Source organism: Acinetobacter sp. ANC 4173, from assembly GCF_004331255.1.
GTDB lineage: Bacteria > Pseudomonadota > Gammaproteobacteria > Pseudomonadales > Moraxellaceae > Acinetobacter.
In genome coordinates this window covers 119,051-134,167 of record NZ_SJOF01000010.1, presented here as the reverse complement: position 1 = coordinate 134,167, position 15,117 = coordinate 119,051, and the positions used below count along the sequence as shown (strand labels likewise).

Annotated in this window: 12 protein-coding genes; 6 read left to right on the top strand and 6 right to left on the bottom strand. The window is 41.2% G+C overall.

Going from position 1 to position 15,117, the window contains the following annotated elements:
• The first annotated feature begins 53 nt into the window (after positions 1-53).
• From E0H94_RS12665 to E0H94_RS12650, 4 genes are all read left to right on the top strand, one after another.
• The gene (locus E0H94_RS12665) at positions 54-1,295 is read left to right on the top strand and encodes a carbohydrate porin (protein WP_131326851.1); all 1,242 of its coding nucleotides are present in this window, start codon (positions 54-56) and stop codon (positions 1,293-1,295) included.
• Between the two features lie 131 nt (positions 1,296-1,426).
• On the top strand, positions 1,427-3,817 hold the full coding sequence (locus E0H94_RS12660; protein ID WP_131326850.1) for a glucose/quinate/shikimate family membrane-bound PQQ-dependent dehydrogenase: 2,391 nt from the start codon (positions 1,427-1,429) through the stop codon (positions 3,815-3,817).
• A gap of 285 nt (positions 3,818-4,102) precedes the next feature.
• Positions 4,103-5,746, top strand: coding sequence for a nitrite/sulfite reductase (locus E0H94_RS12655; RefSeq protein WP_131326849.1), 1,644 nt, complete (start codon positions 4,103-4,105; stop codon positions 5,744-5,746).
• Entirely contained in the window at positions 5,739-6,224 is a 486-nt protein-coding gene (locus tag E0H94_RS12650; RefSeq protein ID WP_131326848.1) for a DUF934 domain-containing protein, read from the top strand. Before E0H94_RS12655 ends, E0H94_RS12650 begins: the two co-directional genes overlap by 8 nt.
• A gap of 93 nt (positions 6,225-6,317) precedes the next feature.
• Here the strand turns inward: E0H94_RS12650 and E0H94_RS12645 are convergent, their stop codons facing one another.
• The 3 genes from E0H94_RS12645 to E0H94_RS12635 all read right to left on the bottom strand — a co-directional run bounded on the left by E0H94_RS12645 (position 6,318) and on the right by E0H94_RS12635 (position 8,701).
• A complete protein-coding gene (locus tag E0H94_RS12645; RefSeq protein WP_131326847.1) occupies positions 6,318-6,764 on the bottom strand; it encodes a VOC family protein in 447 nt (148 codons plus the stop codon).
• A gap of 141 nt (positions 6,765-6,905) precedes the next feature.
• Entirely contained in the window at positions 6,906-8,081 is a 1,176-nt protein-coding gene (locus E0H94_RS12640) for a thiolase family protein (protein WP_131326846.1), read from the bottom strand.
• A gap of 101 nt (positions 8,082-8,182) precedes the next feature.
• A complete protein-coding gene (locus E0H94_RS12635; RefSeq protein WP_131326845.1) occupies positions 8,183-8,701 on the bottom strand; it encodes a GspH/FimT family pseudopilin in 519 nt (172 codons plus the stop codon).
• A 377-nt stretch (positions 8,702-9,078) separates the two neighbouring features.
• On the opposite strand from E0H94_RS12635, the gene omp38 reads away from it, so the two are divergent.
• Positions 9,079-10,128, top strand: a complete 1,050-nt coding sequence (omp38, locus tag E0H94_RS12630) for an outer membrane protein Omp38 (protein WP_131326844.1) — start codon at positions 9,079-9,081, stop codon at positions 10,126-10,128.
• Between the two features lie 135 nt (positions 10,129-10,263).
• Here the strand turns inward: omp38 and E0H94_RS12625 are convergent, their stop codons facing one another.
• Together E0H94_RS12625 and E0H94_RS12620 are read right to left on the bottom strand one after the other, a co-directional pair.
• Entirely contained in the window at positions 10,264-11,382 is a 1,119-nt protein-coding gene (locus E0H94_RS12625) for a PilT/PilU family type 4a pilus ATPase (protein WP_131326843.1), read from the bottom strand.
• Positions 11,383-11,411: 29 nt separating this feature from the next.
• Entirely contained in the window at positions 11,412-12,449 is a 1,038-nt protein-coding gene (locus tag E0H94_RS12620; RefSeq protein WP_131326842.1) for a type IV pilus twitching motility protein PilT, read from the bottom strand.
• Between the two features lie 123 nt (positions 12,450-12,572).
• Between E0H94_RS12620 and E0H94_RS12615 the strand changes: the two genes are divergently transcribed.
• Entirely contained in the window at positions 12,573-13,259 is a 687-nt protein-coding gene (locus E0H94_RS12615; RefSeq protein ID WP_131326841.1) for a YggS family pyridoxal phosphate-dependent enzyme, read from the top strand.
• Between the two features lie 391 nt (positions 13,260-13,650).
• On the opposite strand, the gene E0H94_RS12610 is transcribed toward E0H94_RS12615, so the two are convergent.
• On the bottom strand, positions 13,651-15,114 hold the full coding sequence (locus tag E0H94_RS12610; RefSeq protein ID WP_131326840.1) for an amino acid permease: 1,464 nt from the start codon (positions 15,112-15,114) through the stop codon (positions 13,651-13,653).
• Positions 15,115-15,117 lie beyond the last annotated feature (3 nt).

Here is a 15,117-nt window from a genome sequence, read left to right as displayed (position 1 = left end):
TAAAAAACAGGCGTAACCTGATAGAAATAAAAAAATTATAAAAGGTTGCAGGTATGCAAAAGCTCCGAATCTCAAGGAAATGGTTCACATTGTGTTTAATGGGCTTGAGCATCAATTCTGTAATTCATGCGCAATTAGCCTTTGCCGTAGACAGCCCTTGGATGTTTGGGGATTGGAATGGCACCCGAACAGCATTACAAACTCAAGGTTATCGTTTTAACTTGGGCTATACAGGGGAAATGGCCACTTTACTGGGCGCAAAAAAGCATTCGAGTCACGGTACTGAATATGCCGATCAGTTCGTGTTAGGCAGTCATTTTGATTTAGATAAAATACTGGGTTGGCAAGACACTGAAGCGCAAATCATTATTACTGAACGTAACGGGCATTCGCTGTCACAAACATCGGATGCTTTGAATGGGCATTTAAGTTCAACCCAAGAAGTTTGGGGGCGTGGGCAAACGTGGCGTTTGACCAATTTTTGGATGAAGAAACAATTCCTCAATCAACAGTTAGATCTTAAAGTTGGGCGTTTTGGCGAAGGGGAAGATTTTAATAGCTTTGATTGTGACTTTCAGAACTTAGCTTTATGCGGTTCTCAAGTTGGCAATTGGGTGGGGGATCAATGGTTTAATTGGCCCGTCAGTCAGTGGGCAGCCAGACTGAAATATCAAGTTTCTCCTGAACTCTTTAGCCAAATTGGGGTATATGAATATAACCCTGAGAATTTAAAGCGTAGTCAGGGGTTTAATTTAAGTACTTCGGGTTCCGATGGCGTCATGGTACCCATAGAGATGGTCTGGCAGCCCAAAATTGGTACACAAAGCAAAACAGGTGAATATCGACTAGGCTATTACTACAGTAGTGCAGATGCAGCTGAAATTCAGAATCCTAACACTACCTCTCATAAGCAAGGCATGTGGGTTGTCGCAAAACAACAATTGCTGCAACACGCTCAAGATCCGCATCGCGGACTTACAGGATTTATAAACCTGACTGTACATGATGATAAAACCAACAATGTCGACAATATGCAAAATATTGGTTTGATCTATACAGGTGTGTTGGATATGCGCCCGCAAGATGAAATTGCCTTGGGATTTGCCCGAATCCATCTAAATGATGACTTAAATACGGGGCAAGAGGAAGAATATAACACCGAACTGTATTATGGGTTACATGCCACCAATTGGTTAACGATTCGTCCAAATCTTCAATATATTCGACATGTGGGTGCGGATAAAAATGGAGAAAATGTTTGGGTTGGTGGGATTAAGTTTCAAACCGCCTTTTAATGGTGTTAGAAAAACCATCTTTCCTAGATCAATGATTTAAATACGAATAAGAATAGCGAAACAAACCACAAAATAATCTAGCTGTTTTTACTGGGCTAGCGATAAATAATAAAGTGAATGAGGTGAATGGAATGAGTAACCCATCAAATACGATGCGAACCTTTACCGCTATTGTGATGCTTTTAATTGCTGCCTATCTGTTGATTGGGGGTGTATGGCTCATTCTACTTGGTGGTTCAATCTATTATGTAATTGCTGGTCTGCTAATTTTGGCATCAGCCTTCTTACTTAAAAAGAGTCAAGGTTCCTCTTTATGGGTGTACAGTTTCTTGATGCTAGCAACCATACTCTGGAGCTTATGGGAGGTTGGAACTGATTTTTGGGCACTCGCACCTCGTCTGGATATTTTGGGAGTATTGGGTTTATGGTTACTCATTCCTGCAATCACGCGCAATATGAGTCAAGTCCAAGGCAGCAAAATCGCCCTTTCGGGCACGTTGTTGATTGCTATTGCAGTTATGGTCTATGCCATTTTTAATGATCCCCAAGAAATTAATGGCGTCATTCAACAACCGCAACCTGCATCGGCTCAAGCCATTGATGGGGTGGCAGAACAAGATTGGCCCGCTTATGGGCGTACTCAAGCTGGGGTGCGCTATTCACCCTTGGCGCAGATTAATGATCAAAATGTTAAAAATCTGAAAGTGGCTTGGACGTTCCGCACAGGTGATGTCAAAACAGATCAAGATTCGGGGGAAACCACCAATCAAGTGACACCAATTAAAGTGGGTAATAACTTATATATGTGTACCACCCATCAATGGTTAATTGCCTTAGACCCAGCAACGGGCAAGGAAAAATGGCGTTTTGACCCAAAACTGAAAGCCGACCATACCTTTCAGCATCTCACCTGTCGTGGGGTAATGTATTACGATGCCAACAATACAGCCGAGTTTGCGACCAGTTTACAAAATCGAAAATCGGTTTCTGCCGAGTGTCCACGCAAGGTCATTGTTCCTGTCAATGATGGACGTTTAGTCGCAGTGAATGCCGATACAGGCAAAGTGTGTTCTGATTTTGGAGAGCAAGGCGAAGTAAATTTACAAAAATTTATGCCTTATGCCTATCCAGGGGGCTATAACCCGACATCACCAGGGATTATTTCGGGTACAACGGTGGTCATTGCGGGTTCAGTCACGGATAACTACTCTTCTAAAGAGCCTTCAGGGGTGATTCGTGGCTATGATGTGAATACAGGTGAATTACTTTGGGTCTTTGATACAGGTGCACAAAATCCAAATGCCATGCCAAACGAAAATAATACCTTTGTACATAACTCGCCAAATGCTTGGGCACCTTTGGCTTATGATTCTAAGCTAGATATCGTGTATGTACCGACAGGGGTAGGAACCCCCGATATTTGGGGCGGAGATCGTACCGAGTTAAAAGAGCGCTACGCCAATTCGATGTTGGCAATCAATGCCAGTACTGGCAAGTTGGTTTGGCATTTTCAAACCACGCATCATGATTTGTGGGATATGGACGTGCCTGCACAACCCTCATTGGCAGATATTCAAGATGCCACTGGTAAAACTGTTCCAGCGATTTATGTGTTAACCAAAACAGGGAATATCTTTGTACTAGACCGACGTACAGGCAAAGCGATTGTGCCTATAAACGAGCGCGCAGTCCCTCAAACAGTGAAACGCGGACCACAAACCCAAGGCGAACATTATTCGGCAACCCAACCCTTTTCTGATTTAAATCTGGCACCTCAAGACAAGTTAAAAGATAAAGACATGTGGGGCGCGACCATGTTTGACCAGTTAATTTGTCGGGTCTATTTCCACCGTTTGAATTATGACGGTATTTACACCCCACCTTCAGAAAATGGCACTTTGGTGTTTCCTGGGAATTTAGGCGTATTTGAATGGGGGGGGATGTCGGTAAATACAGACCGTCAAGTTGCTGTCATGAATCCAATCGGATTGCCCTTTGTAAGCCGTTTAATTCCCGCAGATCCGAACCGTCAAGAAACTGCCAAAGGCGCGGGGACTGAACAAGGGGTACAACCAATGTATGGGGTGCCTTATGGTGTGGAAATCAGTGCGTTCTTATCTCCGCTCGGTTTGCCGTGTAAGCAACCTGCTTGGGGCTATGTGGCGGGTGTAGATTTAAAAACCCATCAAGTGGTCTGGAAAAAACGGATTGGGACTATTCGTGACAGTCTACCGAAATTGTTCCAACTGCCGCCATTAAAAATAGGGGTGCCTGGCTTGGGTGGGCCAATTTCAACCGCAGGCAATGTGATGTTTGTCGCAGGCACACAGGATAATTATCTTCGCGCATTTAATGTCAGCAATGGTGAGCAGTTGTGGGAAGGGCGTTTACCCGCAGGTGGTCAGGCAACACCAATGACTTATGAAAGTAATGGTAAGCAATATGTGGTGATCATGGCAGGCGGGCATGGTTCCTTTGGCACCAAGATGGGGGATTATTTGGTCACCTATGCTTTGCAATAATGAACTACATCTTCTATAAAAAAAGCCTGATTCGTCAGGCTTTTTGCTGACTGAATTGGAACATGACGGTCCTATTTATAGCGTTAGCAATAAATAAGATATGTATAGAAGAACAAAGTCCAAAACGGCTAAAAGAGTGCTTAAGCCTTATAGATTCGATCTTTTAGAAAAACAAAAAAGGCTTATCAATAAAACCGCTATTAAATATGTAAAAAACGCGTTTTGTTGATACTTTAAATATCGTTATGCTGTCAGCCGTTATAATGAAACTACTAGCTGTACGCCATGTATTTATATACTGATTTTGATCAGCAACTGATCAATGAACGTGTTGCACAGTTCCGTGACCAAACGGAACGTTATTTAGCGGGTAAACTCACTGAAGATGAATACCGTCCGCTACGTCTCCAAAATGGTTTATACGTACAACGCTATGCGCCGATGTTACGTATTGCTGTTCCTTATGGTTTGATGAGCTCGACGCAGTTACGCAAGGTTGCGGAATTGGCGAAAGAATATGACCGTGGTTATGCACACGTGTCAACACGTCAAAACATTCAGTTTAACTGGCCTGCACTTGAAAATGTACCTGACATGCTTGCTGAATTGGCAACTGTGCAGATGCATGCAATTCAAACTTCAGGTAACTGTATTCGTAACACCACAACTGACCAATATGCGGGTGTAGTTGCGGGTGAGGTTGCAGATCCACGCCCGACCTGTGAATTGATTCGTCAATGGTCAACCTTCCACCCAGAATTTGCATTCTTACCACGTAAGTTCAAAATTGCGGTGTCTGCTTTAGCAGAAGTGGATCGTGCTGCAACATCATTCCACGATATTGGTGTTTATATCGTGAAAAATGCAGCGGGTGAGATGGGTTATAAAATCAAAGTGGGTGGTGGCTTAGGTCGTACACCAATCATTGGTTCAATCATCAAAGAATGGTTGCCACGTGAAGATTTGATTGCTTATCTTGAAGCGGTACTGCGTGTCTATAATTTACATGGTCGCCGTGACAACAAATATAAAGCCCGTATCAAAATTTTAGTCAAAGCATTAACCCCTCAAGTGTTTGCTGAGAAAGTGGAAGCAGAATTTGCTCACACTGTGCAAACGCTAAAAGTAGATGCTGAAACTTTAGCGAAACTTGATGAAGAGTTTACTCCATTTGCATATCAGCAATGGGCAGATGAAGACTTCACTGCATTATTTGCTGAACATCCTAAGTTCAAACAATGGTTTAACATTAATACCAATGCTCATAAAGTGTCGGGCTATCGTATTGTCACCATTTCGCTAAAACGCGCAGGTATTGCACCGGGTGACGTGACCACTGAAGAGATGAATTTGATTGCAGACCTTGCAGACAAATATACGTTCGGTGAATTACGTACCACGCATGAACAAAACATTTCGTTGGTCGATGTACCACAGAAAGACTTGTTTGAGTTGTGGCAAACTCTTGAACAACACGACTTGGCACGTGCGCATATCGGCTTTATTACCGATATTATCTGCTGCCCAGGCGGTGATTTCTGTTCATTGGCAAATGCGAAATCAATTCCAATTTCTGAAGCGATTTCACGTCGTTTTGATGACCTAGATACGGTTTACAATTTGGGTCATATCGACTTGAATATCTCAGGCTGTATGAATGCTTGTGGTCATCACCACGTGGGTAATATTGGTATTTTAGGTGTCGATAAAAAAGGCGCTGAATTCTACCAAATTACTTTAGGTGGTAATGCGGACCATGATGCTTCAATTGGTGACATCTTAGGACCATCATTTGCAGCAGAAGTTGTACCTGACATTATTGAAGAAATTTTGAATACCTATCTTGATTTGCGTCAAGAAGGTGAAGAGTTTATTGAAACTTATCGCCGTGTTGGCATTCAACCATTCAAGGAGCGTGCTTATGCTTAATACCGCACTTCAAGTGCTCTCTAAAGATGGCACAGTGGCAGACAATAGTTACCAACTCATTGGCGAAGATGCTGTATTACCGCAAGGTGATGTGGTGTTGACTGTTGATCAGTTGGATCAACTTACCCATATTACAGGTAAAAAAGCTTTACTTATTACTGTAGATGCTTCTCCTGAAATCAATGAATTTCCTTTAAATCAATTAGATGCAATCTTTATTGATTTTGCAGGCTTCAATGATGGTCGTGGTTATTCATTTGCTGCATTGTTGCGTCGCCAAGGTTTCCAAGGCGAATTACGCGCAACAGGCGATGTGTTTAAGGATGTCTTAAACTATATGAAGCGTTCTGGTTTCGATACTTTTGTGATTAAAGAAGGTAAAGATATTCAAGAAGCTGCAGCAGGTTTAAATGATTTTAGACATCCGTATCAAGCATCTACTGCGGTTGCTCAAGCAAGCTATCAAACTGGGGCTTAAGTTCTTCAGTTTAAAAAAGCCAGATAAAATCTGGCTTTTTTATTTTTATAACAGTCATCTTTGCAAAAATATCATTTGTTTTTTGGTGAAACATTACACCTCTTCAAGTTGGCAATTCACCATCCATTTCACGCCAAACTGATCAGTAAATGCCGCATAAAGTGCACCCCAAAAAGTTTTTTCTAAGGGCATTTCAATTTGCCCATTTTCTGAGAGGCTCTCATACAGGCGTTGTGCTTCTGCTTGTTCATGTTTTTCTAAATTAATGGAAATGTAGTGATTGGTACCTTTGATAAAAGGGCTATTCGCTGCACAAAATTGTTCGGTGGTGTCGGAGGCCATCAAGATTGTAAATTCATTAATCGGTAAGGAGACATGAAGAAGGTAATTTTTTTCGGCATCACTGAGTTGGGATTTTCCATCAGAGGGCATTTCACCATAACGTTTTAGCATGGCAAACTCACCGCCAAATACAGATTTATAAAAATTAAAAGCAGCTTCGGCTTCACCTTGGAAATTCAAATAATGGTTGAGTTGCATTGTTATAGGTTCCGTTTTTATTTTGAGTGCTTTAATTTAACAGCCTATATAAAAAAGAATAATGAAAAAATGTAAGCATAAAAAATCCCCCATTACGGAGGATTTTTTATTTCACAATGAGTGATAGTAAAATATACGAATTTAGAGAAGTTCAATCGTAACAGCCGTTGCTTCACCGCCACCAATACATAACGCTGCAATTCCTTTTTTGCCACCTGTACGCTTTAATGCGTGAATAAGGGTCAAGATAATACGCGAACCTGTTGAACCGACTGGGTGACCCAGCGCACAAGCACCACCATTAATGTTCACTTTTGCAGGATCAAGTTTAAAGTCATCCATTGGGCACATGGTCACCATTGCAAACGCTTCATTGATTTCCCAAAGATCAACGTCTTGTGCATCCCAACCTGTTTTCTTTAACACTTTCTCGATAGCGCCAACAGGAGCAATCGTAAACTCAGAAGGATGTTGAGAGTTTGATGCATAAGCCAAGATTTTAGCTAAAGGCTGTAGACCTTTTGCAGATGCATTATTCGCCGAAGTTAAGACTAAAGCCGACGCACCATCAGAAATTGAGCTGGCATTTGCAGCAGTAATGGTGCCATCTTTGGCAAATGCTGGACGTAATGTAGGAATTTTATCGATATTGGCATTAAATGGTTGCTCATCTTTATCAATCACAACATCACCTTTACGCGTTGAAACGGTCACAGGAACAATTTCATCTGCAAAGTAACCTTCGTTGACCGCAGTTTGCGCACGTTGTAATGAACGAATAGCAAATTCATCCATTTGCTCACGTGTATAGCCACGGCTATTGGCCATATCTTGTGCAAATGAACCCATTAAACGACCAGTTTCAGCATCTTCTAAGCCATCAAGGAACATGTGATCTTTAACTTCACCATGACCCATACGGTAACCCGCACGGGCTTTGGTCAAGACATACGGTGCATTGGTCATTGATTCCATGCCACCTGCCACCACGATTTCAGCAGAACCCGCTTTAATCATATCGGCAGCCTGCATGACAGCTTTCATACCTGAACCACATAATTTATTGATTGTAACGGCACCTGTTGAATCCGCTAAACCTGCTTGACGCATCGCTTGGCGTGTAGGACCTTGTTTCAGACCAGCAGGTAAAACGCAGCCCATAATGACTTCTTCTACATCGGTTGGTTGTAAGCCAGCGCGAGCAATCGCTTCTTTAATGGTTGTTGCACCAAGCTCTGGTGCTGTTAGACCAGATAAACTTCCTTGAAAACCGCCCATTGCAGTACGTGCGCCATTTACAATCACGACATCAGTCATTGATACATCTCCGAACGAGTATAATTGGTTATTGTTCAATCTCATGTAGTATATTGAAAACTGTAAATTAGATGTAGTTTTTGCGGTCGACCCACCAGTTTTCAACAATTACTGAGGTCAATGCTACGTGAATTGCCCATTTTATTCAGGATAATTTTCATATGTTTTACTGTTGAAGAACAGTAATAAAAACTACCATTTGAGCCAATGGGAAGGCCGTGTTCAGCCATAAAATTAAGGCTAGGGAAGTGTAAAGTGCCACGCCAGTTTAATGTGCCGTAGGACAAGTTAGTATGTTCTTGGGTAATTAAGGTCTCATTCAAATCTAGCTGTCTATTTTGATTGAAATCGAGGAATAGGATAAAGCCTTGTTCCCACATCTCCTCTTTGCAGCTCTGCATATTTTGTGATGAGCACATAACAACATTCGTATGATGTATAGCAGCATGCTGTTTTGCGAGCTGTATGTTCGCTACAATTTGCCTAAAAATTGTTCTGCGTTCTTGATTTGCTTTCATTTCGTGGTAATAAGGTAAAGCAAGCGTAACAAGTATTGACAAAACCAATATTGTAATAACAAGTTCTATTAATGTATAAGCCCTATGTTTATTGATGTGCATATAAAACAACCTAAGTATCTGTATTTTTTAAGTTAATAATGAATATTAATGTCTTGTTTTTTATTCATTTTATAATGAAAAATGTGTTTCTCAGTGCATGAGAAAATGCTATAGTGAAGCGCAAGTGACAACAACGCTATTCTTAAAAAGCAAGAAATCATAAATTTACTGAACTACAACTGAAATTGTAAGTAATTTTGTCAATAATTTACTTGATTAAAATTATCAAACACTTGGACAAACGAATTAAGTGTTTGTATTATTCAAGGTGAGTAGCTTAAAAATAAAACTGGGGTATTTAAAAAAGCCTATCTCAGGATAGCTAAAATTTTAGGCTTAGCTTGAACAACAATTGTTTATCTCTGGAGGATAAATCCATGAAAATGAGTCGTATTGCTTTAGCGATGCTCGTAGCTGCACCTTTGGCTGCTGCTAATGCAGGTGTAACCATTACGCCATTAATGCTTGGTTATAACTTTAATGAAACTCAGCACAACAACACTGGCAAACTTTTTTCTGGCACAGGTTCTGATAACGAAGTAGAACTACAAGATGATTTATTTGTAGGTGCTGCTCTTGGTATCGAATTGACTCCATGGTTAGGTTTTGAAGCTGAATATTCGCAAGTCAAAGGTGATCTAGAGTTCGTTGATGGTGGAAAAGCTGACGAGTATAAAAAACAACAACTTGCTGGTAATTTCTACGCAACTTCTGACTTGATCACTAAAAACTATGACAGCAAAATCAAACCTTACGTGTTGTTAGGTGCGGGCCATGTTAAGTATGAAACCGAAGATGTTGACTGGGAAGAGGAAAGCACAATCGGTAATGCGGGTCTAGGTGCATTCTGGCGCTTAAACGATGCTTTGTCACTACGTACTGAAGCACGTGGTACTTATAACTTCGACAATAAATTCTGGGACTACACAGCTTTAGCTGGTCTAAATGTTGTTCTTGGTGGTCACTTGAAACCTGCTGCACCAGTAGTAGAAGTTGAACCAGTTACTCCAGTTACTCCAGTTGAGCCAGTTCCTGAGCAATTGACTGAAGACCTTAACATGGAACTTCGTGTGTTCTTTGATACAAACAAATCGAACATCAAAGATCAATACAAGCCAGAAATTGCTAAAGTTGCTGAGAAGTTAGTTGAATATCCAAACGCTACTGCTCGCATCGAAGGTCACACAGATAACACTGGTCCACGTGCATTGAACGAACGTTTATCTTTGGCTCGTGCTAACTCTGTTAAATCTGCTCTTGTAAATGAATACAATGTAGATGCATCTCGTTTGTCTACTCAAGGTTTCGCTTGGGATCAACCGATTGCTGACAACAAAACTAAAGAAGGTCGTGCTATGAACCGTCGTGTATTCGCGACAATCTCTGGTAGCCGTACTGTTACAGTACAACCTGGTCAAGCTCAATAATTAATCATTGATTTTGATATGAAAAAGCAGCCTTAAGGCTGCTTTTTCTTTGCTATTAAAATAATAAAGCATTTATTTCACATGAAAAAACGAGCCAATAGGCTCGTTTTTCTTCAATCTTGAATTTGTATTTATTTACTGACTATCAAAGGTAATATGTGAGCTTGCATTCATTAGGCGATCAGCACCCTCTTCAGAGAGTTTGATTTGTAAGCGTAAATCATTTGGTGAATCGGCATGTTTCAATGCATCTTTATAGGTGATTTGCTTGGCTTTATACAAATCATAAAGTGCTTGGTCAAAGGTTTGCATACCGAGTTCACGTGAACGCTTCATTAGATCTTTAATTTCATGAATGTCACCTTTTCGAATTAAGTCAGAAATTAAAGGTGAGTTAATTAAAATCTCAATTGCCGCACGGCGTGAATTACCATCAATGGTCGGAATGAGTTGTTGCGCTACCATAGCTTTTAGGTTTAAGGATAAGTCCATAAACAATTGACTATGACGGTCTGCTTCGAAGAAGTGGATAATACGGTCAATGGCTTGGTTGGCATTGTTGGCATGCAGTGTTGCAAAAACTAAATGTCCTGTTTCAGCAAAGGCAATCGCATAGTCCATGGTCTCACGTGAGCGAATCTCACCAATCAGAATCACATCGGGGGCTTGACGCAAAGTATTCTTCAATGCAATTTCAAAGGAATCAGTATCGATACCTACTTCACGTTGAGTGATAATACACCCCGCATGTTCGTGAATAAATTCGATCGGGTCTTCAATGGTAATGATATGACCTTTCGAGTTGTGATTACGAAAGCCAATAATTGAAGCCAACGATGTCGATTTACCAGTACCTGTTGCACCAACAAAGATAATGATGCCACGTTTGGTCATGGCTAAATCTTTGAGAATTGGAGGAAGCTTGAGTTCATCCATTGTTGGAATTTGAGTTTCAATACGACGCAGCACCATGCCAGGTTGGTCACGTTGTTGAAAAGCACTGACACGAAAACGTGCTGTTTTATCACGATTCATAATCGCAAAGTTGCATTCGCGTGTTTCGGCAAATTCTTTGCGTTGTTTATCGCTCATAATTGAATTTAAGAGCTGACCAACAATTTCACCTGTTAATTTGGTTTTCGCAACAGGAATAATTTGACCGTTAATTTTCATAGATGGTTCAACATCAGCTGTGACGAAAAGGTCAGATGCTTTTTGTTGAATCATGAGATTGAGTAAGTCGTTAAAGTCCATAGCCTTATCCTAATTCCGTTTTGATATTCTTATAAGAATGATTCTGGTTGTTTGGCAACAGTACGTGCTGTTTGTGGACTAATGATACCTTTAGATACCAGTGTTTTAAGGCTTTGGTCTAAGGTAGACATACCATAGTTAGCACCTGTTTGGATCGCAGAGTACATTTGCGCAACTTTATTCTCACGAATTAGGTTACGAATAGCAGGGATACCAATCATGATTTCATGTGCGGCGACACGGCCACCGCCATTTTTCTTTAAGAGTGTTTGTGAAATAACCGCTTGTAGTGATTCAGAAAGCATGGCACGAACCATATCTTTTTCTTCAGCGGGGAATACATCAATCACACGGTCAATGGTTTTGGCCGCAGAAGTGGTATGCAGTGTACCGAAAACCAAGTGACCTGTTTCTGCCGCGGTTAGGGCTAGGCGAATGGTTTCAAGGTCACGCATCTCACCAACCAAAATAATGTCTGGATCTTCACGTAGTGCAGAACGTAATGCTTCGTTAAAGCCATGCGTATCACGATGCACTTCACGTTGGTTAATCAGGCATTTTTTTGATTGGTGTACAAATTCGATAGGATCTTCAACGGTTAAAATATGGTCGTAACGCTTGTCGTTAATATAGTCGATCATGGCTGCTAGAGTGGTTGATTTACCCGAACCCGTTGGGCCTGTGACTAAAACTAAACCACGTGGTAAGTCACAAAGCTCTTTAAAGGTTTGTCCTAAGCCTAAGTCATCCATCGTGAGAACTTTTGAAGGAATGGTACGGAATACCGCACCAGCACCGCGGTTTTGGTTAAATGCGTTTACACGGAAACGTGCGATGCTTGGGACTTCGAAGGAAAAGTCAGTTTCCAATTTTTCTTCAAAGTCACGACGTTGTTTGTCATTCATGATGTCGTACACCAATTTGTGTACTTCTTTATGTTCTAAAGCTGGTAAATTAATGCGACGTACTTCACCATCTACGCGAATCATTGGTGGCATACCCGCAGATAAGTGTAAGTCAGAAGCCCCGTTTTTTGCAGAAAAAGCCAATAATTCTGTAATGTCCATGAATTCCCCGAGATCATATAAATCTTAATTATTTTGATAGAATAATAAGGCTTTCCTGCCGCTTAACCAACAGTTAGTGTCGCTTGAACGTAAAAAAAGATGAATGAAATGAGAATATCGTCAATGAATAGTTTGAAAGAATCGCGAAATCAAGTTTTAGGGCAAATTGAGGCTGCGTGTCAACAGGCAGGACGTAAGGCAGAGACTGTGCAATTGCTTGCGGTATCAAAAACTCATCCAAGTGAAGCATTGCGTGAGATGTATGCAACAGGACAGCGTGAGTTTGGTGAAAATTACTTACAAGAAGCCCTTGAAAAAATGGAGACTTTGGCTGATTTGGAGATTGAGTGGCATTTTATTGGGCATGTGCAGCGTAACAAGACTAAACATCTGGCGGAAAAATTTGCTTGGGTACATGGGGTAGATCGTTTAATTATTGCTGAGCGTTTATCGAGTCAACGTTTAGCAACTCAGCCACCTTTGAATATCTGTTTGCAAGTCAATATTGATGGACAAGATAGTAAAGATGGTTGTCAGCCTGAAGAAGTTGCTGAACTGGTACAAAAGCTGAGCCAACTTCCGCATTTAAGACTGCGTGGCATCATGGTGATTCCCGCACCGAATAATGTTGCTGCGTTATTAGATGCTCAAAAGTTGTTTGAGGCAGTTAAAGTATTACATGCACATCCTGAAGATTGGGATACTTTAAGCATGGGGATGTCAGGGGATTTAGAGGATGCGATTGCGGCAGGTTCGACGATGGTGCGGATTGGGACAGCATTATTTGGTGCGCGAGATTATTCGAAATAGATGTAGCTGGTCTTTTTTGTAGGTTTTGGCTGACAGCATTTGATCCTTATAGCGTCTCGCAATCCCAAGGATTTATTTATATGATGGATTTATCAGGAACAGGATGTTTCATTAGAATAATAATAACAGTGTAGAACGGATGCAAAAGGTGCGACAGGAGTTATACCACAGCAAGATCAAAAAAAGCTTCGACAGGATGTCGGAGCTTTTTTAGTTTGTACTATTCGGTTTCATATAATGTGATGGATCAGATTGAAACGTTCATGAATTTATCAATTTTCACTGCTGTTATGTGAGTTGGAGGGTTCTTTGTATTTTAGTTTGGGTTAATTGAATGTAGGACATTCAAATAATAAAAAAACAGCCCGAAGGCTGTTTTTTAAAGAGGAAATTATTCTCGCTCTACATTCATGGGGCTAACATCCATTTTTTGATAAGAAATCAACTTGGTTTTGTATTTCCATTTATAGCCAAGCCAAATTACCAAGAATAAGAAAATCCCAATATAGGTGGATAAAACGGATAGCCATTCACCCGCAAGTACCGCTTGGTAGTTCTGACCAAGGACCACAATTGAACAGAGAACAAATGCAAACCAAGGTGCAAAGGGGAAGAATTTTGCACGATAGGCGAGGTCTTCGATTTTATGTCCTTGCGCGATATAGCCTTTACGGAAGCGATAGTGTGAAATAGCAATGCCCAGCCAAACAATAAAACCACACATCCCTGACATATTCAGTAACCAGTTGAATACTTGTTCTTCACCAATAAAAGTGGTTAAGAAGCACAGCGCAGCAATGACTGTTGTTGCATAAAGTGCGTTCATTGGCACGCCGCGTGGGTCGAGTTTGCCAAATACTTTAGGTGCGCTACCGTTTTGCGCCATGTTAAACAGCATACGGGTTGAGGTATACATACCTGAGTTACCTGCTGAAAGAATTGCAGTCAAAATCACGGCATTCATTGCACTCGCAGCAAAGGCAAAACCTGCTTTTTCGTAGAGTAAGGTAAAAGGAGAAAGCGCAATATTTTCAGATGATGCAGCTTGTAGAAGCGATGGATCATCATAGGAAATGAGGGTGCCAATAATAAAAATACACACCACATAAAATAACAAGATACGCCAAAAGATTTGCTTGATAGCAATAGGAATGGTCTTTTGCGGGTCTTTAGATTCACCTGCGGCAACCCCAACCATTTCCGTACCTTGGAACGAGAATCCTGCAATCATCGCCACACCAATCAGTGCAGATAGACCACCAACAAAGGGTGCTTCGCCTTTGGACCAGTTTGCGAATGTTGCGACACCTGGAGTCATCATGATTTTAGCAATCATGAAAATACCAATGATGATAAACACAATAATGGCAAGGACTTTAACCAATGAGAACAAGAACTCGCTTTCACCAAAGCCTTTCACTGTGAGGGCATTGATCCCAAAGACAACAGCTAAGAACAGGGCACTCCAGTAAAAACCGGGTATATCTGGGAACCAGAATTTCATAATAAATTGGACAGCAACCAATTCAAATGCAACCGTAATGGCCCAGTTGTACCAATAGTTCCAGCCAAGGGCGAAACCAAAACCGCCTTCAACATACTTGGTGCCGTAAGTGAAAAAGGCACCCGATGTTGGGTTATGTGTTGCCAATTCACCAAGACTGGTCATGAGAAAGTAAATCATCACACCAATTAAGCAGTAGGCTAACAATGCACCGCCAGGACCAGCATTGGCAATGGTTGCACCTGAGGCCAGAAATAAACCTGTACCAATTGAACCACCAATGGCGATCATATTCAGATGACGAGCTCCAAGCTTACGCTTGAGTTGAGCTGGTTGAGTCGTTTCGCTCATCGT

Bases quoted from the DNA above. Each gene is read 5' to 3' on its own strand.
- E0H94_RS12655 (WP_131326849.1), top strand. From the start codon at position 4,103: ATGTATTTATATACTGATTTTGATCAGCAACTGATCAATGAACGTGTT.
- E0H94_RS12625 (WP_131326843.1), bottom strand. From the start codon at position 11,382: ATGGACTTTAACGACTTACTCAATCTCATGATTCAACAAAAAGCATCT.
- E0H94_RS12650 (WP_131326848.1), top strand. From the start codon at position 5,739: ATGCTTAATACCGCACTTCAAGTGCTCTCTAAAGATGGCACAGTGGCA.
- E0H94_RS12640 (WP_131326846.1), bottom strand. From the start codon at position 8,081: ATGACTGATGTCGTGATTGTAAATGGCGCACGTACTGCAATGGGCGGT.
- E0H94_RS12635 (WP_131326845.1), bottom strand. From the start codon at position 8,701: ATGCACATCAATAAACATAGGGCTTATACATTAATAGAACTTGTTATT.
- E0H94_RS12645 (WP_131326847.1), bottom strand. From the start codon at position 6,764: ATGCAACTCAACCATTATTTGAATTTCCAAGGTGAAGCCGAAGCTGCT.
- E0H94_RS12610 (WP_131326840.1), bottom strand. From the start codon at position 15,114: ATGAGCGAAACGACTCAACCAGCTCAACTCAAGCGTAAGCTTGGAGCT.
- E0H94_RS12660 (WP_131326850.1), top strand. From the start codon at position 1,427: ATGAGTAACCCATCAAATACGATGCGAACCTTTACCGCTATTGTGATG.
- omp38 (WP_131326844.1), top strand. From the start codon at position 9,079: ATGAAAATGAGTCGTATTGCTTTAGCGATGCTCGTAGCTGCACCTTTG.
- E0H94_RS12620 (WP_131326842.1), bottom strand. From the start codon at position 12,449: ATGGACATTACAGAATTATTGGCTTTTTCTGCAAAAAACGGGGCTTCT.
- E0H94_RS12615 (WP_131326841.1), top strand. From the start codon at position 12,573: ATGAATAGTTTGAAAGAATCGCGAAATCAAGTTTTAGGGCAAATTGAG.
- E0H94_RS12665 (WP_131326851.1), top strand. From the start codon at position 54: ATGCAAAAGCTCCGAATCTCAAGGAAATGGTTCACATTGTGTTTAATG.